Below are 22187 nucleotides of genomic sequence, written 5' to 3' on the forward strand. Positions count from 1 at the left end.
CAGAAGCAGGATGTGGCGGCATAATAACAAACATCCTTGGTAGCGAAAGCGCCAGCTGACTTGAGGTTTTATCGTCCTGTGAATGTTGATTTGCACTGCCATAGCACGGCCTCCGATGGTGCCCTGGCGCCCGCGGTTCTGGTTGCGCGTGCGTACGAGAGAGGCGTGCGAATCCTGTCCTTGACCGACCACGACACCCTCGAAGGCCTAGCGGAGGCTCGCCAGGCTGCACAGCAATTGGGCATGCAACTGGTCAATGGCGTCGAGCTGTCTTGCACCTGGGGCGGCGCCACCATTCATGTGCTGGGTTATGGATTCGATACCCAGGCTCCGGCCCTGGTGGCGGCCATCGACAAACTGCACGAGGGGCGCTGGCTGCGCTCCGAGGAGATCAGCCGCAAGCTGGCCCTCAAGGGCATGCCCGGGGCGCTGGAAGGCGCCAGGGCAATCCAGCAGGAGTTGGGGGACAGTGGCAATGCCCCGGCGCGGCCGCACTTTGCCGACTATCTGGTACGTGCCGGTTTTGTGAAGGATCGTGCCGAAGCCTTTCGCAAATGGCTGGGGGCGGGAAAACTGGGGGACGTCAAGCAGCACTGGCCGACTCTGGAAGACACCGTCGGCACCCTTCGCGAGGCGGGGGCCTGGGTCAGCCTGGCGCATCCCTGGCATTACGATTTCACCCGCAGCAAGCGTCGCCGCTTGATTGCCGACTATATTCAAGCCGGTGGCCATGCAATCGAGGTGGTCAATGGCCACCAACCTGCAGAGCAAGTGGGCAGTTTGGCTATCCTTGCTCGTGAATTCGGACTGCTGGTCAGCGCCGGCAGTGACTTTCATGGCCCAGGAGGCTGGTCCGAGATCGGCGAGTATCGTCCGGTTCCGGAGGACCTGCCGCCACTTTGGTGTCGGTTCAAACATGAGCCAATTATTGCCGCCTGAACAGGTAGAGACAGTGAGTCAATTTTTCCAGATCCACCCGGAAAACCCACAGCCACGCCTGATCAAACAGGCTGTCGAGATCATTCGCGGCGGTGGCGTGGTGATTTATCCCACGGATTCGTCATACGCCGTTGCCTGCCAGATGGGCGACAAGGGCGCGATCGAACGAGTGCGGCGCTTGCGTCAACTGGACGACAAGCACAACTTCGCCCTGATCTGCAGCGACCTGTCGCAGTTGGGGCTGTTCGCCAAGATCGACACCGGCACTTTCCGCCTGCTCAAGGCCCATGTGCCGGGGCCTTACACCTTCATTCTCAACGCCACCCGGGAAGTCCCGCGCCTGCTGCTGCACCCCAAGCGCCGTACCATCGGCCTGCGGGTGCCGAGCAATCCCATTGCCCTGGCGCTGCTGGCCGAACTGGGTGAGCCGCTGATGAGTGTCAGCCTGATCATGCCCGGCGATACCGAGGCACTGAGCGACCCTTATGAAATGCGCCAGTTGCTGGAGCATCAGGTGGACCTGATCATCGACGGCGGCTTCGGCAGTACCGAGTCCTCCACGGTGATCAGCCTCGCCGATGGCGAACCGGAAGTGATTCGCGTCGGTTGCGGCGACCCTGCGCCGTTCATGGCCGAGGCCTAGATGTCCGTATTGGAAACCGTCGACGAGCAGGCCGGCGCCCAACAGGAACTGCCATTCGCCATGGTCTACGGCCAGGCGGTCATGGAAATGCCCCTGGACCTGTACATTCCCCCGGATGCCCTGGAGGTCTTCCTCGAAGCCTTTGAAGGCCCGCTGGACCTGCTGCTGTACCTGATCCGCAAACAGAACATCAACATCCTCGACATCCCGGTGGCGGAAATCACCCGCCAGTACATGGGCTATGTGGAACTGATGCAGTCGGTGCGTCTGGAACTGGCCGCCGAGTACCTGGTGATGGCGGCGATGCTGGCCGAGATCAAGTCACGGATGCTCCTGCCGCGCTCCGCCGAGATCGAAGAAGAAGAGGACGATCCCCGGGCCGAGCTGATTCGCCGCCTGCAGGAGTACGAGCGTTTCAAGGCCGCCGCCGAAGGCATCGACGGCCTGAGCCGGGTCGGTCGCGACGTCGTGGTGCCCAAGCTCGACGCCCCGCAGGCCCGGGCGCGCAAATTGCTGCCGGATGTGGCCCTGGAAGAGTTGCTGATGTCCATGGCCGAGGTGCTGCGCCGTGGCGACATGTTCGAAAGCCATCAGGTCAGCCGCGAGGCCTTGTCCACCCGCGAGCGCATGAGTGATGTGCTGGAGCGCCTCAAGGGCGGCGGTTTCGTGCCCTTTGTCGAGTTGTTTACGGCAGAAGAGGGGCGCCTGGGAGTGGTGGTGACCTTTATGGCGATCCTCGAACTGGTCAAGGAATCCCTGGTCGAGCTGGTGCAGAATGAGCCCTTTGCGGCCATCCACGTACGGGCGCGAGCCGAATAACGAGCTTAAATCATGAACCTGAATGAACCCCGCGAGCTGGCGCCCCTGCTCGAAGCCTTTCTGTTGGCCTCGGGAAAACCCCAGTCCCTGGAGCGCCTGTTCGAGCTCTTTGAAGAAGCCGAGCGGCCGGACCCGGCCGTCTTCAAGAAGGCCCTGACCCTGCTGGGCAAATCCTGCGAAGGACGGGCTTTCGAGCTCAAGGAAGTGGCTTCCGGCTATCGCCTGCAGATCCGTGAAAAGTTCGTCCCCTGGGTTGGCCGCCTGTGGGAAGAGCGGCCTCAGCGTTATTCCCGGGCCATGCTGGAAACCATGGCTCTGATTGCCTACCGCCAGCCCATCACCCGGGGCGAGATCGAGGATGTGCGCGGCGTGGCGGTCAATAGCCACATCGTCAAGACCCTGCTCGAACGCGAGTGGATTCGGGTGGTGGGTTACCGCGATGTGCCGGGCAAACCGGCGATGTTCGCCACCACCAAGGCTTTTCTCGACCATTTCAACCTGAAGAACCTCGATGACCTGCCGCCCCTGGCCGAACTGCGGGAGATCGAGGCCGAGCCGGTGCTGGAGTTCGACGATGTGCCGGTGCCCGAGCACCTGCAGCAACTGGCCGATGCCAGCGCCGAGCCGGAAGAGCCCAAGGAAGAGACCAGCTTCCATACCCTGCTGCTGGAGCTGGACTCTATGGAGGAGGGGATCAAGACCGACTTCGACGACTTGCATCGTGATGGCGCGGTTGAGCCTGGGAACTCTGAGCCGGTGTTCGATCACCCAGAAGTGCAAGCCGAGCCTGGCATCCCTGGTGACGACTCCGATGAGTTTGCGGTCGAGCCCGAAGAGGAGCCGCAGTTTGAAGCCGAGGACGATGTGCTGGGTGTTGCCGAGGCTCGGGCCAAGTTGCTGGCTGCCGTTGCAGCCCTGGAGCCTTCGGAGCCTGAGCCTGAGCCTGAGCTGAGCGAAGAAGAGGCCGAAGCCCTGGCCCTGGCTGAAGCCATCGAAAACGAACGCCGCCTGCTGGACGACTGACCGTGTAGGCGCTGGCTTGCCAGCGAAGGCGTCAGCCGGTTTTGTGCAAGGCTTGTGGGCCTTTTCGCCGGCAAGCCGGCTCCTGCAGGTGGCGGGCACCGGTGGGCGGAAAAAAGCCAGGGCGGCGACTTATCAACTAGTCTGTGATGCGCAACCGCCGCCATGAGCGTATGATTCGCGACCCTTTGGCGATCCCTTCGCCAGAGAACCTGTTTTCACGTCTTCAGGCCGCTCAAGCCTGAAGCGACACACCGGGAGGTGCCCAGATGAGCGATACCGATCAGAACGACCAGGAAATCCGTCCAGCCGGCGAGAAGCTGCAGAAAGTCCTCGCCCGCATCGGCGTCGGCTCGCGCCGCGACGTCGAGTCCTGGATCAGCCAGGGCCGGATCAAGGTCAACGGCAAAGAGGCCACCCTCGGCCTGCGTGTCGACCTGCATGACGCCATTTCCATCGATGGCAAGGTGATCAAGCGCGAAGAGGCCGCCGAATCGGTGCGCCGCGTGATCATGTACAACAAGCCCGACGGCGAGATCTGCACCCGTGACGACCCGGAAGGTCGCCCCACCGTGTTCGACAAGCTGCCGCGTCCGAAAGAGGGCCGCTGGATCAACATCGGCCGGCTGGACATCAACACCACCGGCTTGCTGATGTTCACCACCGACGGTGAACTGGCCAACCGCCTGATGCACCCGTCCTACGAGATGGACCGTGAGTACGCGGTACGGGTCCGTGGTGAAGTTGACGACGAGATGATCGAACGCCTCAAGGCAGGCGTCATGCTCGAAGACGGCCCGGCCAAGTTCACTGACATCAAGCAGGCTCCCGGTGGCGAAGGTTTCAACCACTGGTACCACTGCGTGGTGATGGAAGGTCGCAACCGTGAAGTGCGTCGTCTGTGGGAGTCCCAGGGCCTGGTGGTCAGCCGTCTGAAGCGCGTGCGTTTCGGTCCGGTGTTCCTCAATTCCGACCTGCCCATGGGGCGCTGGCGCGAAATGAGCCAGTACGAAGTCGACGTGCTCAGCGCCGAAGTCGGCCTGACGCCGGTGGCGCTGCCACAGCTCAATGCCAAGTCCAAGGACAAGCTGGAGCGCATGCAGCGCAAATCCTCGCGTCCGGTGGGCAAGAGCGAGCGTGTACGCACCCTGCGCCCGGCCAATGGTGCACCGGCCAACCCGCGTGCGTCCCGCGAGCCGCAGATCGAAGGCGAGCGTCCAGGGCGCAAGCCGGCAGCCCGTCAGGATGGCGAGCGCGGACCACGCGCACCGCGTCCGGCAAGCGGTCGTGGTACTCCGGTAGCCGAGCGTCCGGCGGACACTAAGCGTCCGGCCAAGCCTGCACCGAAGTCCAAGCGTCCAAGCCTGGTGCTGGACAAGGACGCACCGTCCGGCAAGCGCCGTGGCGCCCCGGCCGGTAGCGGCCAGCGTCCTGGCTTCGGTCGTCGCAAGCCGGAATAAGCCTCGGCCCGCCGACAAAAAACGCCAACCTCCGGGTTGGCGTTTTTTTTTGCCCGGTGCTTCGTAGGAGCCGGCTTGTCGGCGAATAGGCTCTCGAGCCTTGCTCAAGGCTCATGATCGCTTTCGCTGGCAAGCCAGCTCCTACACAAGCCAGCTCCTACACAAGGTGAAGTTAAAAGGCGAACTGGCCGTCAAACACCGGTTTGTGGTCTACCGTCAGCACGCCGGCGCTGAAGATCAGGTCCAGGTGGTGGCTGCCCTTGGCTCCGCCTCCCAGCCCCAGATGCAGGCCGCAATGACGCTCTTCAAAGCCGGAGTTGCGTCCGTACAAGGACTTGATCCCTTCGTTGGTGCCGATCCCCAGCTCCTCGATACGTCGGTTCGACGGGTTGGCGTCCAGGTACTTGTTGAAGTCATTGGCCAGCCCGGGCACCTGGGTGGCGACCTGGCGGATGCTGGAGTTCTCGATCCACAGCTCCAGCGGAATCTGCAGCACCCCGTATTTGCGCGCAAAGGGGATGGTGCTGAGGAAGGTGCCGAGGAATTTCACATGACCATTGATCGCGTCGCTGTGGGTGGCGATCTCACCCGGCGCCAGGTCGTAATTGCCTACGCCGTTGATGTCGGTCCACTTCTTCACGCTGTCCAGGGGGGCCTCGAAATAAGAGCCCTGGGGGTCGCTGAAGCTCAGGGTGCTGGCGTGGGACAGGCGTCGGATCAAGGTGGCATTGAGGTCGGCGATGCGTTGTGGTTCGACGCTGAAGGTGTCGTAGAAATAGTCGCCGTAATCCTTGAACAGCAGGGACTTCTTCCAGTGTTCGGCCATCAGGCCATGTAGGGGGCGGAGGAATTCCGGGCCATCGGGGCGTGGCTGGGGCAGGGTCGAGGAGTCGTAGAAGAAGATGTACAGGTCACAGTCGATGATCGCCTGGGCGAGGCGTTCGGCCGGCTCCAGGTCCAGGCGCAGAGCGCTGACAGCCAGGGGCGTGGCCTGGCGCGACTGTTCGATGATGGCGTTGGCCATGGCCTGGTATTCGGCGGTATGGCCGATCACCACTTTCCAGGCCTGTGCGCCGCTCAGGGCCGGATGGCGTTCGAGGTAGTACAGGAAATGGCGGATGGCGCGGGTCTGGTCCATAAAACCTCCCTGGAGGACAAAGGTGACCGGGGCAGGCCCGAGGCCTGCTCCGGTCCGGGCGCCTTACATCGGCCACATCGCCGTGCCGAACGGCACCACCGCATCGGCCTGCATCATTTCCACTGCCGCATCATGGGTTGCCGCTTCGAACCAATCGTCCAGTTGCAGTTCGGTTTCCAGGTCTTGTTCCAGTGTTTGCATGGTGACTCTCCTAGATGACATAGGGCATAGCAGTCCATTGGCGGAGCGGATCAACAGCGGCGAACGGGATGGTTGCGAGGGCTGTTCATCCACTCCTCGTACTTGTCGGACGAGGCATCCGGCAAGTGGCTGGAAACCTAGTTCAGGGCATTTTGAAGTGCAAAAAAATAATTAGATTATTTTCTACTGAACTTTATTTTCTATTTTTAGGGCGAAATTTTATTGCCTGAAAACAAAAAGCTAAGGCTTTTTCCGGTGCCGGAGGGTGTGCGCGTCAATTTGCAGTCGCTGCGCTGGTCGATCTGGTTTGGCAAATTTACGTTACGCGATGTAAAGAAAATATTACGAAATCTTCCGTGTTTTGCCCTGAATCGGCCAAGGTCCGGATGCTGTAAGGAAAAGCTGCCGCCGGGCGCCGGGCAATCTGGCCGTGGAGGCTCTGGCCCGCTTGTTCCGGGGCGCCAAGGCAGGTGAGATGCACACCTGCCTGCGTACAGGTGCATAACAAGAAGGAGGCGCAATGAACGCCGTAACCGACTTTCACCGACACCCTTCGAAGGGCGATGGTCATCGCACCTTCATCGACGACCCCACTCGGTCCGTCCAAATTTCCGCCGCCGATGCCGAGCATCGAGCAGGCCCCGCAGGATCCCGGTTACCGGCACGCTGATACAGCGGTGTCTGGCGGCAGGGGGTCAGGGGTGTACAATGCGCGGCGTTTTAACTGTGACCCAACTGCGTACCCGCGCACTTTGCGTCTGCGCCGCGTGTTTCAGCCTGCTCCCAGGGCGCTGAAGACACTGCTGCCGGGCCAATAAACTCAAGGTTATCCACCTTGTTCACTCCGCCGCGTCACGAGCGTGGTGGGTTCGATTTCGTCACAGATAAAAACAAACAGGTGACGCATGACCGTTAGAAAAACGCTGAACTTCGGGTGCCTGCGCTGGGGTTTGCTCCGCGCCGCTTAAGCCTTCACCGGGCGGCAACGTCTTGCAAACATCATCAAACCTTGCGTGAGAACCTTTTCATGAGTGGACAAAACTCGCATTCGGGCGAGCTGAAACGCGGCCTGAAAAATCGCCATATTCAACTGATTGCCCTGGGCGGCGCGATCGGTACCGGTTTGTTCCTGGGGTCGGCCGGGGTGCTCAAATCCGCCGGTCCATCGATGATCCTCGGTTACGCCATCTGCGGTTTCATCGCCTTCATGATCATGCGCCAGCTGGGCGAGATGATCGTCGAAGAGCCGGTGGCCGGTTCCTTCAGTCACTTCGCCCATAAATACTGGGGCGGCTTCGCCGGTTTCCTTTCCGGCTGGAACTGCTGGATTCTCTACATCCTGGTGGGTATGTCGGAGCTGACCGCGGTCGGCAAGTACGTGCACTACTGGTGGCCGGATGTGCCGACCTGGGCCTCGGCAGCGGTGTTCTTCGTGATGATCAACGTCATCAACCTGGCCAACGTCAAGGTGTTCGGCGAGGCCGAGTTCTGGTTCGCCATCATCAAGGTGGTGGCCATCGTCGGCATGATTGCCCTGGGCAGCTACCTGCTGGTCAGCGGTAACGGCGGCCCGCAGGCATCGGTGAGCAACCTCTGGTCCCATGGCGGCTTCTTTCCCAACGGCGTCAGCGGCCTGGTGATGGCCATGGCGATCATCATGTTCTCCTTCGGCGGCCTGGAAATGCTCGGCTTCACTGCAGCCGAGGCCGACAAGCCGAAAACCGTGATCCCCAAGGCGATCAATCAGGTGATCTACCGCATCCTGATTTTCTACATCGGCGCCCTGGTGGTGCTGCTGTCGCTGACCCCGTGGGACACCCTGCTGGTGACCCTGAATGCCTCCGGCGACGCCTATAGCGGCAGCCCGTTCGTCCAGGTGTTCTCGATGCTGGGCAGCAACACCGCCGCGCACATTCTCAATTTCGTGGTCCTGACCGCGGCGCTGTCGGTGTACAACAGCGGCACCTACTGCAACAGCCGCATGCTGCTGGGCATGGCTGAGCAGGGCGATGCGCCGAAAGTCCTGGCCAAGATCGACAAGCGCGGCGTGCCAGTGATGTCGATCCTCGCTTCGGCGGTGGTGACCTTCGTTGCCGTGGTGCTCAACTACCTGATTCCCCAGCACGCTCTCGAGTTGTTGATGTCCCTGGTGGTGGCGACCCTGGTGATCAACTGGGCAATGATCAGCTACTCGCACTTCAAGTTCCGCCAGCACATGGACCGCACTGGCCAGACCTCGTTGTTCAAGGCCTTGTGGTACCCCTACGGCAACTACGTCTGCCTGGCGTTCGTGGTGTTCATCCTCGGCATCATGCTGATGATCCCGGGCATCCAGATCTCGGTGTACGCGATCCCGGTGTGGGTGGTGTTCATGTGGGTCTGCTACCTGATCAAGAACAAGCGCAGTGCCCAGCATGCGCTGCAGGCGGCCAGCCCTTCGCTGAAGTAAGCGCGGCCCCGGCAATGACTAACCCGGCTCCGGCCGGGTTTTTCATGCCTGTGATTTTTGTTGGGCATGCAGATCGCCTTCGCCGGCAAGCCGGCTCCTGCGAGGGCTGTCTCTTGCAGGCGCTGCCTTGCCAGCGAAGAGGCCCGCAAGAGCGTGGAGAATGGGGGTATCCTGTGCGCCCTGAAGACGGATTCCTGTTCCATGCTGGTGATTTCCAACAACGTGCATCTGCCGGATGCCGAGATCGAGCTGACCGCCATCCGCGCCCAGGGCGCCGGCGGGCAGAACGTCAATAAAGTGTCCAGCGCAGTGCATTTGCGCTTCGACATTCCGGCCTCGTCCCTGCCGCCGTTCTACAAGGAGCGGCTGCTGGCGCTGCGCGACAGTCGCATCACCAGTGACGGCGTGATCATTCTCAAGGCCCAGCAGTACCGCACCCAGGAGCAGAATCGCGCCGATGCCCTGGAGCGTCTCACCGAGCTGATTCTCAGTGCCATCAAGGTGGAAAAGAAACGTCGTCCGACCAAACCGACCCTGGGCTCGAAGAAGCGCCGGCTGGAGACCAAGGCCAAGCGCGGCAGCATCAAGGCCGGCCGCGGCAAGGTGGACTTTTAGCGGTTCTCACGTTCCTTGCGCAGCTTGGGCGCCTGGTAATACAGGTACAGGCTCAGCAGCAGGCCGCAACACGCGGCGATGGCGGCAAACAGGAAGATCGAGGCAAAGCCGAAGCCGGCGGCAATCGCCCCGGCCAGCGGCCCGGTGATGCCCAATGACAGATCGATGAACAGCGAGTAGGCGCCCACCGCCGCGCCGCGGCTGGAGGCTGGCACCAGATTGACCGCTTCCACGCCCAGTGCCGGGAACACCAGAGAGAAGCCAAAGCCACTCAAGGCCGCGCCGGCCAGGGCCCAGCTGGCATCGGGGGCCAGCCACAGCAACAACAGGCCGAGGGTTTCCACCGACAGGCAGGCAATGGCCACGCGAAAGCCGCCGAGGCGGTTGATCAGGTTGCCGAACAGCAGGCGCGCGCCAATGAAACTGGCACCGAACAGGCTCAGGCACAGCACCGCGTTGGACCAGTGCTGGGTCGTGTAGTACAGGGTGATGAAGGTGGCGATGGTGCCAAAGCCGATGGAGCCCAGGGCCAGGCCGCAACCATGGGGGAAGACTTTGCCCAGTACATGGATGAACGGCAGGCGCTCTCCGGCGACTATCGGCGCGGCGAGTTTTGGCCAGGCCAGTAGCAGGCCGAGCACCGCCAGCAGAATGATGCTTACCCCCATGCTCCACAGGCCCAGGCGATTGACCAGCCATACCCCCAGGGGCGCGCCGATGGCCAGGGCGCCATAACTGGCGATGCCGTTCCAGGAAATCACCTTGGCGGTGTTCTGTGCACCGACCCGGCCGATGCCCCAGCCAATTGAACCCGATCCCACCAGGCTTTCCGCGCTGCCCAGTACCAGGCGGCCGATCAGCAGGCTGACCAGGCTCAGGGTCGGCAGGCTCTGCAGCCAGGCGGAAAGCAGCATGAACACCCCGCTCAGGCCGCAGCCGGCCAGGCCGTACATGACAGCACGCTTGCTGCCCAGGTTGTCGATGATGCGCCCGGCGTAGGGGCGGCTGAGGAGGGTGGCCAGGTATTGCACGCTGATCACCAGGCCGGCGATCACCGCACCGAATCCCAGGTCGCTATGGACGTAGCCCGGCAGTACCGCCAGGGGAATGCCGATGTTCAGGTAGCCGATAAAGGTGAACAGGACGATGGAGACGACTTGCAGCGTGACCGCCAAGGGGCGCTGGGTATCTGGCATGGGCATGGGTCCACTGCGACAGCTAAATAGATAGGCTGCTTATGATACCGATGTAGACGGGAATGCAGGGGGAGAAATCGACGCGTTGTTCAGAACTTTCCTGATTGATGGATTGAATCAGGCGTCTTTGGCGTTCAGCAGATGGGTGGTGACCAGGGCGGCCAGGGCGTTTTCCTGGGTGCCAAAACGGGCCAGCAGGGCGGCCTGTTTTTCCGGACTGAGGCGATTCCAGACCTCGATCATTTTTTCCGCAGTACCCATCAGTACGCTGGCCTGGGTTTCGCTGAAGGAGTCGGTCATGGTTCGGCAGAGGCTCGGGGGGTGAGGATTCAGGCGGTGTGGAAAGCGCTTGAGTAGCGCTTTCCACACGGTCTGGTTACAGCTCTTTTTCAGTCTTCGCTGTCGGCCTTGCGGCTGTCGGCGGCTTCTTGCACTACAGGCTTTTCAGCACTGGCTTGTGGCGTGGTTGTCTGCTCAGTTTCGTGCAGGCTTGGGAAGGGGAGATTCGGAATCTCATGCATGTCGTTGCTCCTCGCAAAGTCTGTTTTTTAAATCGCTGGGTAGGTCCGCGCTTTTAAAAAGCCTGGGCAGGATACAGCACTGGAAATGACAAAAAGATTTTTATCGCGATTTTGGGATGAAAGGGCAACGCCGCAGCAGGAACCGGCTTGTCGGCGAAGGCACCCTCAAGGCCACCCGCGCCGGCAAGCACGCGCTCTGCTTTTAGACGACCCGAGCGATCGCCTCGGCCAACAGGCTCAGGCGCGAAGCGTCGATTCCGGCGACGTTGGCCCGGCCGGAACTGACCATGTACACGCTGTGGTGTTCACGCAGTTCCTTGACCTGAGACGGGCTCAGGCCGGTGTAGGAGAACATGCCGCGTTGCACGCCGATGTGGGCGAAGCGCTCGGCCAGGCCGTAGGGCTGCAAGGCTTCCAGCAAGCCGGCGCGCAGTTGGGCGATGCGCTGGCGCATGGCTTCCACTTCGTCGGCCCAGAGGCTTTTCAGCTCCGGGTCGCCGAGGATGGTGGCGACCACTGCGGCCCCGTGATCCGGTGGCGTGGACCACAGGTTACGGGCGATATGGGCCAGTTGACTGCGCACGTCCAGGAGCTTTTCCGCATCCCGGGTACAGACAATCAGGGCCCCGGTACGATCGCGGTACAGGCCGAAGTTCTTCGAGCAGGAGCTGGTGATCAGCACTTCCGGCAGTTCGGCGGCGAACAACCGCACTGACCAGGCATCCTGTTCCAGGCCGTCGCCAAAGCCCTGGTAGGCGAAGTCGATCAGCGGCAGCAGGTTGCGCTTGCGAACCACCTCCAGCACCCGTTGCCAGTCGGCCTGGCTGAGGTCGAAACCGGTGGGGTTGTGGCAGCAGGCGTGCAGCAGCACCACGTCGCCCTCGGGCACCCGGTTCAGGGTGTCCAGCATGGCCTCGACGTCCAGGCGGTTGTCGCTGCCCACGTAGGGGTAGTGACTGACCTTGACCCCGGCTGCGGCGAAGATGGTTTCGTGGATCGGCCAGGTCGGGTTGCTCAACCAAACGCCGCGGCCCGGCAGGCACTGGGCGATGAAGTCGGCGCTCAGGCGCAGGGCTCCGGTGCCGCCCGGCGTCTGGGTAGCGCCGGCGCGCTGTTCGGCGATGAGTGTCGAATCGCTGCCCAGTACCAGTTCATTGATCACCTTGCCGAAGGCCGCGTCGCCGTGGCCGCCGATGTAGGTCTTGGTGGTCTGGCGGTCTACCAGGCGCTGCTCCGCCAGCTTCACCGATTGCGGGATCGGCGTCAGGCCCTGGGCGTCCTTGTAGACCCCCACGCCGAGGTCGAACTTGCGCGGGTTGGGATCGTTGGCGTAGGCCTCCATCAGGCCGAGAATCGGATCGCCGGGTACGCGGCCGATGGCATCGAAATGCATTACTTGCGTCCCTCTGCGGTCTTGGCCACTTCGTCGGTGCGGGCCGCCATGATGAAGTCGTTACGGTGCAGGCCCTTGATCGAGTGGCTCCACCATGTCACGGTGACCTTGCCCCATTCGGTGAGCAGGCCTGGGTGATGGCCTTCGGCCTCGGAGATCTCGCCCATGGCATTGGTGAAGGCCAGGGCGAATTTGAAATTCTTGAACAGGAAGACTTTTTCCAGTTGCATCACGCCGTCGCGAACTTCGATGTTCCAGTCGGGGATCTGCTTGATCAGTACCGGCAGTTCTTCGTCGCTGACCTGAGGGGCATCGGCGCGGCAGGCTTCGCAATGGGCTTGGTTCAGAGCGGTCATGGTGTGTTCCTGAGTTCGATTCTTGTTGGAAGTTACTATCTTTCGCAGCCGCCCGCGAGGGCGGGCTGCTCAGGCCGCCTTGGGTTTTGGCGGGAACTTGGGTGCGTGCAGACCCAACTGCATGCCTTGATGAACCAGGGCCATGATGTCTTCATGGGCCAGGTCGAACAGGCGCTTGAGGTTGGGCAGGGCGAAGTAGATGGGTTGCAGGATGTCGATGCGATAAGGCGTGCGCATGGCTTCCAGCGGGTCGAAGGCTTGGTGCTCCGGCTCTTCGGACAGGCTGTACACGGTTTCCTTGGGCGAGGAGAGGATGCCACCGCCGTAGATGCGCCGTCCGGTCGGTGTGTCCACCAGGCCGAACTCAATGGTCATCCAGTACAGGCGCGCCAGATAGACACGCTCCTCCTTGGTGGCTTGCAGGCCGAGCTTGCCGTAGGTGTGGGTGAATTCGGCGAACCAGGGATTGGTCAGCAGCGGGCAGTGGCCGAAGATCTCGTGGAAGATGTCCGGTTCCTGCAGGTAGTCCAGTTCTTCGCGGGTACGAATGAAGGTCGCCACTGGAAAGCGCTTGCTGGCCAGCAGTTCGAAAAAGGTCTGGAAAGGAATCAGTGCCGGCACCCGGGCCACTTGCCAGCCCGTGGTTTCGCCGAGGACCTTGTTGATTTCGCTCAGCTGCGGAATGCGGTCGTGGGGCAGGCCGAGCTTGTCGATGCCGTCCAGGTACTCCTGGCACGCGCGGCCCTCGATCACTTTCAACTGGCGCGTGATCAGGGTGTTCCACACCGCGTGTTCTTCGGGTGGATAGTCGATAAAACCTTGCGCGTCGGGCTCGCGGGCCACGTACTGCGTCTGCTTCATGCTGCTCTCCTGCCAGGGGATGCGTTCTTGTTATGTGTGACCCCAGTGATACCCCAGGGTGCGACGCTTTGCAGCAGTTGGCCGCCGGTGGCGGAGGGGCGTAGAGCGTCATTTTGTAAACTAATCGTTACGATTTTGCCTGGGGCTCCCAAGTATTGTGGGTTTCCGGTTTGAAAAAGCCCTTTGCTGTCACATAATCTTGACGATTATCTGTGCCATCCCGCAGAAAGTTTGCAAATGCCGGCGTCAAAAGCGTCGGCTTTCGGCGTTTATGCCCTCCATTATCCGCTTCGGGGCTTTCTTCATGCGTATCAAAGTTCACTGCCAGAACCGCATCGGCATACTGCGGGACATCCTCAATCTGCTGGTGGAATACGGGATCAACGTGGCTCGGGGCGAGGTAGGTGGCGAGCATGGCAATGCCATCTATCTGCACTGCCCGAACCTCATCAACCTGCAGTTCCAGGCGTTGCGCCCCAAGTTCGAATCCATCGCCGGGGTGTTTGGCGTCAAAAGGGTCGGGCTGATGCCCAGCGAGCGTCGGCACATGGAGCTCAATGCGCTGCTGGGGGCCCTGGAGTTCCCGGTGCTGTCCATCGATATGGGCGGCTCCATTGTGGCCGCGAACCGGGCGGCGGCGCAGTTGCTGGGCGTGCGGGTGGATGAGGTGCCGGGGATTCCACTGTCACGCTACGCCGAGGATTTCGATTTGCCGGAGCTGGTACGGGCCAACCAGTCGCGGATCAACGGGCTGCGGGTCAAGGTCAAGGGCGACGTGTTCCTGGCGGATATCGCCCCGCTGCAATCGGAACACGATGACAGCGAAGCCATGGCCGGCGCGGTATTGACCCTGCACCGGGCGGATCGGGTAGGGGAGCGTATCTACAATGTGCGCAAGCAGGAACTGCGGGGCTTTGACAGTATTTTCCAGAGCTCGAAAGTCATGGCGGCGGTGGTGCGGGAAGCCCGACGCATGGCGCCACTGGATGCGCCGCTGCTGATCGAAGGCGAGACCGGCACCGGCAAGGAGTTGCTGGCCCGCGCCTGCCACCTGGCCAGCCCTCGGGGCCAGTCGCCGCTGATGGCCCTCAACTGCGCCGGGCTGCCAGAATCCATGGCCGAGACCGAGCTGTTCGGCTATGGCCCCGGGGCCTTTGAAGGGGCTCGGGCCGAGGGCAAGCTCGGGCTGCTGGAGCTGACGGCCGGTGGCACCCTGTTTCTCGATGGTGTGGGCGAGATGAGCCCGCGCCTACAGGTCAAGTTGCTGCGCTTCCTCCAGGATGGCTGCTTCCGCCGTGTCGGCAGTGACGAGGAGGTATACCTGGATGTGCGGGTGATCTGCGCGACTCAGGTGGATCTGTCCGAGTTGTGCGCACGGGGCGAGTTTCGCCAGGACCTGTACCACCGACTCAACGTGCTGTCCCTGCATATTCCGCCACTGCGCGAATGCCTCGACGGTTTGACGCCCCTGGTGGAGCACTTTCTCGATCAGGCCAGTCGCCAGATCGGTTGTCCGCTGCCGCGGCTGGCTCCGGCGGCCATGGAGCGCCTCAGCCACTACCACTGGCCGGGCAATGTCCGGCAGTTGGAGAACGTACTGTTTCAGGCGGTCTCGCTGTGTGATGGCGGCACGGTCAAGGCCGAGCATATCCGTCTGCCGGACTATGGCGCCCGCCAGCCGCTGGGGGATTTTTCCCTGGAGGGCGGCCTGGAGCAGATTGTCGGGCGCTTCGAAAAGGCCGTGTTGGAAAGCCTTTATGCCGAGCATCCCAGCAGTCGGCAGTTGGGCAAGCGCCTGGGGGTTTCCCATACCACCATCGCCAACAAGCTGCGGCAGTACGAGGTCGGAAAGGAATCGCCGGAATGAAAAAAGCCCCGCTTATGAAGCGGGGCTTTTCGTTTGGCTCGGGACTGGCGGTCTTCAGATATGGAAGTAGCCGACACAGGAGTCAAAAGGCAGGCGCTTGAGTTCGATCTTGTTCATGTCGAACACTTCGCGCAGGGCCTTGGTTTCGCCCGGGAAGTTGCGGTAGGCGACTTCGTCGAGGACCACGATGGCGCCCTTGGGCATGTATGGCAGGAAGGTTTCCAGGGCGACCTTGGTCGGTTCGTACAGGTCGGTGTCGAGGATCAGCATGGCCACCACCAGGTCCGGGCGCGACTTGACGAATTCCGGCACGGTCTTGCAGATGTCGCCCTTGACCAGCTCGCAGCGCGGGATGCGGTTCACCGGACGCAGCAGGTCGTTGGCATCGATCATGTCCTGGATCAGCGACTGGTCGGTGTCGGAGAACATGCTTTCGTTGATGTCGGCCGGGTCCTCGTCCTTGTTGATGCTGGTGAAGCCTTCGAAGGTGTCGAAGCCGACGATGGAGCGGTTGATGGCATAGGGCTCGAGGATCATCGACAGGTGCATGTAGAGCATCAGCGAGTTGCCCTTGTACACGCCGCACTCGATGATCGCCCCTGGTACATCCATGACCTTCTTGAACAGCTCCATGCGCGACAGCGCGGCGGTGACGTTGATGCGGTTGGCGAAGACGAAGGGCGCGTCGGCAACGTACTCGGCGTCGACCCGCTTGAGTACGCCGGCGCGGGTTTCGTTGTATTCGGCTTCGGCGGGGGTAAGGCGACGTTTGGTCATGGCTTGAATCCTTGGAAATTCGAGAAGTCGTGGGCGTGGAAGTAGTCTTTGAAGCCGGAGCCGACGTCAGGGCAGGCGCTGTCGACGTTGGGGGCTCCGCGGTTGTGTTTCAGGTCTTCGAGGTGCATCAGGCGGAAGTCCACGCTGAAGCGGGTGCGGTCAGTGCGGTTGGGGACGGTGCCGTGCAGGTGCGAGCCGGAGAACACCAGCATCTCACCGGAGTTGCCGGCGATGCGCAGCTCGGAGCTGTCGTCGATCGCCTCCACGGGCACCGGGTGGACCCGCACTTCTTCGGTCAGGTTGTCCTTGGCCTTGTGCCGCTGGTTGCTGATCCAGTCCTTCAGGCTCCAGTCTTTCGAGGTGTTGGCCACCGGCTTCTCGAAGTAGCTGGGGTTGATCATCATGGTCTGGTCCGGGGTGATGGTGTAGACCGGCATCCAGGTGTTGATCTGGCAGTCCACGCTGCCGTACCAGCTGTCGCGATGGGGTTTGTAGGCGTAGCTGACGCCGGCGTGCAGGTAGTCGTAGTTGGGCACGACCCGCAGGCGCGGTACGTCGAAAATGTAGTCCCGAGGATCGATGCCGATCTCGTGAATGAAGCCAAGGATCAGATCCTTGACGCGCTGGCTGTTGGTGAACTGGCCCTTGAGTCGGGTAACCCGGCTGACGAACTCTTCCACCGGCATCATCGTGTGCAAAGCCTGGTGGTTGGTTTCACCATCAAACGCCGCGGTGATGCTTTCCTTGGCGAACCCGCAGAGGTCTTTTGCGGTGGCCAGGTCGGTGTCCAGGAAGATATCCCCGGAATAGATGGCGTCCTTGAAGTCAGCTGTCTTGCGCAGCTGATTGAGGTACAGGTTCAAAGTGGTTCTCCTTGGCAGTCACTGGCTTAGGTGTCGGCCACCCCCCCGCAAACTGAAGTCGCGATAGCCAGTCACTGTGCCTTGCAAGATCTGTTCACAAAGTCTCCGGCCCGGAGGGCGGGTCTGATCCGCGTCATGCGACCGATGCTTGCCGTTAGCGGCATAAGTCCGCCGTTTTTTCGTCTCTCGTTCCGCCCTGAAAATCCCGTTGCTCGCGGCAAAGCCCCGGCCCGCATGGGGAGCGTTGCTGTCAGTGAAAGTTGGTGTAGAAATTGCTTGCGCCATGCTCAGTACAGTGTGGGGCGGCAAACGTCCGGCAGATGAGGAACGATTGTGGACAAGTACCTTTATGTGGCAATGACCGGCGCCAGCCAGAATGCTCTGGCGCAAAAGGCTCATGCCAACAATCTGGCGAACATCTCCACCAACGGTTTTCAGCGCGACCTGGAGCAGGCGCGCGCGATGCCGGTGTTTGGTGACAGTTTTCCGGCGCGGGCCTTTGCCATGGGCGAACGGCCAGCAACGGATTTTACTCCCGGCTCCATGGTGGAGACCGGTCGTGACCTGGACGTGGCCGTCAGCGGCAAAGGCTGGATCGCCGTACAGAGCCCGGATGGCAGCGAAAGCTATGTGCGCACCGGCAGCTTGAATGTCGATGCGCTGGGCGTGCTGCGTGCCGGCAACGGCATGCCGGTCATGGGCAATGGCGGTCCTATCGCCGTGCCGCCCGAGCAGAAGATCGAAGTCGGCCAGGACGGCACCATCAGCATTCGTGCCATGGGTGAAGGTCCGCGGGTCATGGCTGAGGTCGATCGCATCAAGCTGGTCAATCCGGATATCAAGAACCTGACCAAGGGGCTGGACGGGTCGATCAAGACCAAGGACGGCCAGCCGGCGCCTGCCGATGCCAATGTGCAGCTGGTGTCGGGCTTCCTGGAGTCGAGCAACGTCAATGCCGTGGAAGAAATGACCGCGGTGCTGGCCTTGTCCCGCCAGTTCGAATTGCACGTCAAGATGATGAACAGCGCCAAAGAAGACGACCAGGCCATGGCTCGGGTCTTGCAGATCAGCTAATTACCAGTATCTAGCGCCGTAAAACAGGCGCGAGAGGAGAATCGAATGCTTCCGGCTCTATGGGTTGCCAAAACCGGTCTGTCCGCCCAGGACACCAACCTGAGTGTTATTTCCAACAACCTGGCGAACGTCTCGACCACGGGTTTCAAACGTGATCGCGCCGAGTTCCAGGACCTGCTGTACCAGATCAAGCGTCAGCCCGGTGCTCAGTCGACTCAGGACAGCGAACTGCCAACCGGCCTGCAGGTCGGTACCGGTGTGCGCATCGTCGGTACGCAGAAGAACTTCACTGCCGGCAGCCTGCAGACCACCGAACAGCCTCTGGACCTGGCCATCAATGGCCGTGGCTTCTTCCAGATCCTGCAGCCCGATGGCACCACGGCCTATACCCGTGACGGTACTTTCCACCTCAACTCCGACGGCCAGATCGTCACCGCCAGCGGTTTCGCCCTGGAGCCTGCGGTGGTCGTGCCCAACGACGCGCAGACCTTCACCGTGGGTCAGGACGGCACCGTATCCATCACCATCGCCGGCAACCCGGCTTCCCAGGTGATCGGCAACCTGCAAACCGCCGACTTCATCAACCCGGCGGGCCTGCAGTCCCAGGGCAACAACCTGTTCCTGGAAACCGCCGCCAGCGGCGCGCCGCAAATCGGTACCCCGGGCCTCAACGGCTTCGGCACCACACTGCAGAACACCCTGGAAGCGTCCAACGTCAGCACCGTTGAGGAGATGGTCAACATGATCACCACCCAGCGTGCCTACGAGATGAACTCCAAGGTGATCTCCACCGCGGACCAGATGCTCTCGTTCATAACGCAGAAGCTGTAATCAAGTCTTGAGGTCGCCACGGGTCTGAAGTGGCGCACCGGCAACATCGTGAGGAAGGGTCATGAATCGGTTTATTTGTGTTCTAGCGCTGAGTGGGAGTGCCGTGCTCGCGGGCTGTGTTGCCCCGCCGCCCAAGCCCAATGACCCTTACTACGCACCGGTGTTGCCGCGCACGCCGCTGCCTTCCGCGTCCAACAACGGTTCGATCTATCAGGCCGGCTTCGAGCAGAACCTCTACAGCGACCGCAAGGCGTTCCGGGTCGGTGACATCATCACCATCACCCTGAACGAGCGGACCAACGCCAGTAAGGGTGCCAACTCGGCCCTGACCAAGACCAGCTCCAACAGCATCGGCCTGACCTCGCTGTTTGGTGCCGTACCCAACACCAACAACCCGTTGGGCGATGGCGACCTGACCCTCAATGCCGGCTACAGCGGCAATCGCGCCACCAAGGGCGACAGCAAGGCCGCGCAGAGCAACAGCCTGACCGGTTCGATCACGGTTACCGTGGCCGATGTACTGCCCAACGGCATCATCGCGGTGCGCGGCGAGAAGTGGATGACCCTCAACACTGGCGATGAGCTGGTGCGGATTGCAGGTCTGGTGCGGGCGGACGATATCGCCACGGATAACACCGTGTCTTCGACCCGAGTGGCAGATGCACGCATTACCTATTCGGGCACCGGCTCGTTTGCCGATGCCAACCAGCCTGGCTGGTTCGATCGTTTCTTCCTCAGTCCGCTGTTCCCTTTCTAGGTGATGAGAAGCCTCATGTTCAACTTCAAGCACCTGATGGCGGCGGCCTTGTTGCTGTCCACTTCCCTCGGCGTTCAGGCCGAGCGGTTGAAGGACATCGCCAGTATTTCCGGCGTGCGTTCCAACCAGTTGATCGGTTACGGCCTGGTGGTCGGGCTTAACGGCACCGGCGACCAGACGACCCAGACCCCGTTCACTCTGCAGACCTTCAACAACATGCTGTCGCAGTTCGGCATCAAGGTGCCGGCCGGTTCCGGCAACGTGCAGTTGAAGAACGTCGCTGCAGTGTCCATCAGTGCCGATCTGCCAGCTTTCGCCAAGCCGGGTCAGCAGGTGGATATCACCGTTTCGTCCATCGGTAACTCCAAGAGCCTGCGTGGCGGCACCCTGCTACTGACCCCGCTCAAGGGTATCGACGGCAACGTCTACGCCATTGCCCAGGGCAACCTGGTGGTGGGCGGTTTCGATGCCGAGGGGCGTGACGGCTCGAAGATTACTGTCAACGTACCGTCTGCCGGGCGCATTCCCGGTGGTGCTTCGGTGGAGCGCGCCGTACCCAGCGGTTTCAACCAGGGCAACAGCCTGACCCTGAACCTTAACCGTTCGGACTTCACCACTGCCAAGCGCATTGTCGACAAGATCAACGACATGCTCGGTCCGGGTGTGGCCCAGGCCATCGATGGCGGTTCGATCCGGGTCACCGCGCCTCTGGACCCAAGCCAGCGCGTGGACTACCTGTCGATCCTGGAGAACCTGGAAATCGATCCGGGGCAGGCGGTGGCCAAGGTCATCATCAACTCCCGTACCGGCACCATCGTCATTGGCCAGAACGTCAAGGTGTCGCCGGCAGCGGTGACCCACGGCAGCCTGACCGTGACCATCACCGAAGACCCGATCGTCAGCCAGCCCGGTCCGCTCTCCAACGGCCAGACTGCAGTAGTTCCCCGTTCGCGGGTCAATGCCCAGCAGGAAGCCAAGCCGATGTTCAAATTCGGCCCGGGCACCACCCTGGACGAGATCGTCCGTGCGGTGAACCAGGTGGGAGCCGCTCCAGGCGACCTGATGGCGATTCTCGAAGCCTTGAAACAGGCCGGCGCCTTGCAAGCCGACCTGATCGTGATTTGAGGTGACGGCCATGGATATACGTAAGAGTGGATTGATCGGCAGTGGCGATTCCGGGTCCTATTCCGACCTCAATCGCCTGCAGCAACTCAAGGTTGGTGACAAGAACGGCGAAGCCAACGTGCGCAAGGTGGCGCAGGAGTTCGAGTCGCTGTTCCTCAATGAAATGCTCAAGTCCATGCGCAAGGCCACCGATGTCATTGGTCAGGACAACCCGCTCAATACCCCGGCCGCCAAGCAGTATCAGGACATGTACGATCAGCAGCTGGCAGTGTCCCTGTCTCGCGAGGGGGGTGGTATCGGCCTGGCCAATGTGCTGATGCGCCAGATGATGAAGAACAAGCCGGCTCAACCGGGTGCGACCCACACGGCCTTGACGGCCGCGGCGCCGGTGGCCACTCCGACCCCGATTGCCGCCGGTACCACCGCCCAGGATGGGCCGCTGAGTCGGGTCAATGGCCAGCGCCCAATGTGGGCCTCGCGTGCCCAGGACCCATTGCGCAGCACGGTGTCGCATAACGATATGGCGTTGCTCAATCAGCGGCGCCTGTCGTTGCCGAGCAAGCTTACCGATCGCCTGTTGACCGGTATCGTGCCATCGGCGGGTGCGACTGCTGACGCCTCTACCCAGAACCTGGCGCCTGCCCGCAATAGTGCAGCCGCCGATGCGGTGCTGCGTGGCGAGTGGCGGGTCAATCAGGGCTACGCCGCGTCCCAGGGCAAGATGCGCGTGTATGGCCGGGCCATGGCTCAGCCGCCGTTGGCGCCGGCCAAGCGCGCCTTCAGTTCCGCAGATGATTTTGTCGCCACCATGTTGCCGATGGCGCAGCAGGCGGCCCAGCGCATCGGTATCGATCCGCGTTACCTGGTGGCCCAGGCCGCGCTGGAAACGGGCTGGGGTAAATCGGTGATGCGTCAGCAGGATGGCAGCAGCAGTCACAACCTGTTCGGTATCAAGGCCAACAAAAGTTGGCAGGGCGCACAGGCGCGAGCGATCACCAGCGAGTTCCGCGATGGGCAGATGGTCAAGGAGACGGCGGCGTTCCGCTCCTATGACTCCTACCAGGACAGCTTCCACGATCTGGTGACCTTGCTGCAGAGCAATAATCGCTATCAAGAAGTGCTGAAGGTTGCCGATAAACCAGAACAGTTTGTTCGCGAGTTGCAAAAAGCCGGGTATGCAACGGACCCGGATTACGCTAGCAAGATTTCGCAGATAGCCAAGCAGATGAAGAACTACCAGAACTACGCTGCGGCGGGCGTTTCCACGAATTTATAAGGTCTG

At 61.6% G+C, this 22187-nt stretch carries 23 protein-coding genes; 13 read left to right on the forward strand and 10 right to left on the reverse strand.

What is annotated here, in order from left to right; translation table 11 throughout:
* Positions 1–78: 78 nt before the first annotated feature.
* The 5 genes from P7C00_RS08770 to rluB all read left to right on the forward strand — a co-directional run bounded on the left by P7C00_RS08770 (position 79) and on the right by rluB (position 4881).
* Positions 79–939 carry a PHP domain-containing protein gene (locus tag P7C00_RS08770; RefSeq protein WP_123723920.1) on the forward strand — a complete coding sequence of 287 codons (861 nt, stop codon included), beginning with the start codon at positions 79–81 and terminating at the stop codon, positions 937–939.
* A gap of 13 nt (positions 940–952) precedes the next feature.
* Positions 953–1582: an L-threonylcarbamoyladenylate synthase gene (locus P7C00_RS08775; protein WP_102864113.1), complete on the forward strand. Its 630-nt coding sequence runs from the start codon at positions 953–955 to the stop codon at positions 1580–1582.
* A 120-nt stretch (positions 1583–1702) separates the two neighbouring features.
* Positions 1703–2401 (forward strand): ScpA family protein, encoded by a 699-nt coding sequence (locus tag P7C00_RS08780; protein WP_185073381.1) that lies wholly within the window; start codon positions 1703–1705, stop codon positions 2399–2401.
* 12 nt (positions 2402–2413) lie between these two features.
* A complete protein-coding gene (gene scpB / locus P7C00_RS08785; protein ID WP_404938697.1) occupies positions 2414–3424 on the forward strand; it encodes an SMC-Scp complex subunit ScpB in 1011 nt (336 codons plus the stop codon).
* Positions 3425–3690: 266 nt separating this feature from the next.
* Positions 3691–4881: a 23S rRNA pseudouridine(2605) synthase RluB gene (gene rluB, locus P7C00_RS08790; RefSeq protein ID WP_346632020.1), complete on the forward strand. Its 1191-nt coding sequence runs from the start codon at positions 3691–3693 to the stop codon at positions 4879–4881.
* Between the two features lie 172 nt (positions 4882–5053).
* Here the strand turns inward: rluB and P7C00_RS08795 are convergent, their stop codons facing one another.
* The gene (locus P7C00_RS08795; protein WP_346632019.1) at positions 5054–6019 is read right to left on the reverse strand and encodes a leucyl aminopeptidase; all 966 of its coding nucleotides are present in this window, start codon (positions 6017–6019) and stop codon (positions 5054–5056) included.
* A 63-nt stretch (positions 6020–6082) separates the two neighbouring features.
* Entirely contained in the window at positions 6083–6220 is a 138-nt protein-coding gene (locus tag P7C00_RS08800; RefSeq protein WP_178116200.1) for a hypothetical protein, read from the reverse strand.
* 1027 nt (positions 6221–7247) lie between these two features.
* On the opposite strand from P7C00_RS08800, the gene P7C00_RS08805 reads away from it, so the two are divergent.
* On the forward strand, positions 7248–8669 hold the full coding sequence (locus P7C00_RS08805; protein ID WP_404938699.1) for an amino acid permease: 1422 nt from the start codon (positions 7248–7250) through the stop codon (positions 8667–8669).
* A 201-nt stretch (positions 8670–8870) separates the two neighbouring features.
* Complete coding sequence (gene arfB / locus P7C00_RS08810) at positions 8871–9284, forward strand: alternative ribosome rescue aminoacyl-tRNA hydrolase ArfB (RefSeq protein ID WP_011059943.1); 414 nt, start codon at positions 8871–8873, stop codon at positions 9282–9284.
* On the opposite strand, the gene P7C00_RS08815 is transcribed toward arfB, so the two are convergent.
* The 6 genes from P7C00_RS08815 to phhA all read right to left on the reverse strand — a co-directional run bounded on the left by P7C00_RS08815 (position 9281) and on the right by phhA (position 13611).
* Positions 9281–10480, reverse strand: coding sequence for an MFS transporter (locus P7C00_RS08815; protein ID WP_346632016.1), 1200 nt, complete (start codon positions 10478–10480; stop codon positions 9281–9283). The genes arfB and P7C00_RS08815 overlap by 4 nt on opposite strands.
* Positions 10481–10597: 117 nt before the next feature.
* Positions 10598–10780, reverse strand: coding sequence for a hypothetical protein (locus tag P7C00_RS08820; RefSeq protein WP_346632015.1), 183 nt, complete (start codon positions 10778–10780; stop codon positions 10598–10600).
* A gap of 89 nt (positions 10781–10869) precedes the next feature.
* Positions 10870–11001 carry a hypothetical protein gene (locus P7C00_RS08825; protein ID WP_258009278.1) on the reverse strand — a complete coding sequence of 44 codons (132 nt, stop codon included), beginning with the start codon at positions 10999–11001 and terminating at the stop codon, positions 10870–10872.
* Positions 11002–11203: 202 nt separating this feature from the next.
* Positions 11204–12394 (reverse strand): amino acid aminotransferase, encoded by a 1191-nt coding sequence (locus P7C00_RS08830; RefSeq protein WP_404938701.1) that lies wholly within the window; start codon positions 12392–12394, stop codon positions 11204–11206.
* Positions 12394–12750 (reverse strand): 4a-hydroxytetrahydrobiopterin dehydratase, encoded by a 357-nt coding sequence (locus tag P7C00_RS08835; protein ID WP_007930096.1) that lies wholly within the window; start codon positions 12748–12750, stop codon positions 12394–12396. The genes P7C00_RS08830 and P7C00_RS08835 overlap by 1 nt, the downstream gene beginning before the upstream one ends.
* Positions 12751–12819: 69 nt before the next feature.
* Positions 12820–13611, reverse strand: a complete 792-nt coding sequence (gene phhA, locus P7C00_RS08840) for a phenylalanine 4-monooxygenase (protein WP_123723930.1) — start codon at positions 13609–13611, stop codon at positions 12820–12822.
* A gap of 304 nt (positions 13612–13915) precedes the next feature.
* Between phhA and P7C00_RS08845 the strand changes: the two genes are divergently transcribed.
* Positions 13916–15478, forward strand: coding sequence for a sigma-54-dependent transcriptional regulator (locus tag P7C00_RS08845; RefSeq protein WP_123392028.1), 1563 nt, complete (start codon positions 13916–13918; stop codon positions 15476–15478).
* Positions 15479–15532: 54 nt separating this feature from the next.
* Here the strand turns inward: P7C00_RS08845 and P7C00_RS08850 are convergent, their stop codons facing one another.
* Together P7C00_RS08850 and P7C00_RS08855 are read right to left on the reverse strand one after the other, a co-directional pair.
* Positions 15533–16255 carry a TylF/MycF/NovP-related O-methyltransferase gene (locus P7C00_RS08850; protein ID WP_060838116.1) on the reverse strand — a complete coding sequence of 241 codons (723 nt, stop codon included), beginning with the start codon at positions 16253–16255 and terminating at the stop codon, positions 15533–15535.
* Positions 16252–17118: a hypothetical protein gene (locus tag P7C00_RS08855; RefSeq protein ID WP_346632012.1), complete on the reverse strand. Its 867-nt coding sequence runs from the start codon at positions 17116–17118 to the stop codon at positions 16252–16254. Before P7C00_RS08855 ends, P7C00_RS08850 begins: the two co-directional genes overlap by 4 nt.
* Before the next feature lie 333 nt (positions 17119–17451).
* Between P7C00_RS08855 and P7C00_RS08860 the strand changes: the two genes are divergently transcribed.
* The 5 genes from P7C00_RS08860 to flgJ all read left to right on the forward strand — a co-directional run bounded on the left by P7C00_RS08860 (position 17452) and on the right by flgJ (position 22181).
* Positions 17452–18192, forward strand: coding sequence for a flagellar basal body rod protein FlgF (locus tag P7C00_RS08860; protein ID WP_102864054.1), 741 nt, complete (start codon positions 17452–17454; stop codon positions 18190–18192).
* Between the two features lie 45 nt (positions 18193–18237).
* Complete coding sequence (gene flgG, locus P7C00_RS08865; protein ID WP_102864053.1) at positions 18238–19023, forward strand: flagellar basal-body rod protein FlgG; 786 nt, start codon at positions 18238–18240, stop codon at positions 19021–19023.
* Between the two features lie 61 nt (positions 19024–19084).
* The gene (gene flgH / locus P7C00_RS08870; RefSeq protein WP_011059951.1) at positions 19085–19780 is read left to right on the forward strand and encodes a flagellar basal body L-ring protein FlgH; all 696 of its coding nucleotides are present in this window, start codon (positions 19085–19087) and stop codon (positions 19778–19780) included.
* A 15-nt stretch (positions 19781–19795) separates the two neighbouring features.
* Positions 19796–20905 carry a flagellar basal body P-ring protein FlgI gene (locus tag P7C00_RS08875; protein ID WP_123723934.1) on the forward strand — a complete coding sequence of 370 codons (1110 nt, stop codon included), beginning with the start codon at positions 19796–19798 and terminating at the stop codon, positions 20903–20905.
* Positions 20906–20915: 10 nt separating this feature from the next.
* A complete protein-coding gene (flgJ, locus tag P7C00_RS08880; RefSeq protein ID WP_346632011.1) occupies positions 20916–22181 on the forward strand; it encodes a flagellar assembly peptidoglycan hydrolase FlgJ in 1266 nt (421 codons plus the stop codon).
* Positions 22182–22187: the final 6 nt, after the last annotated feature.

Source organism: Pseudomonas sp. JDS08PS003, assembly GCF_045013505.1.
Classification (GTDB): domain Bacteria; phylum Pseudomonadota; class Gammaproteobacteria; order Pseudomonadales; family Pseudomonadaceae; genus Aquipseudomonas; species Aquipseudomonas protegens_B.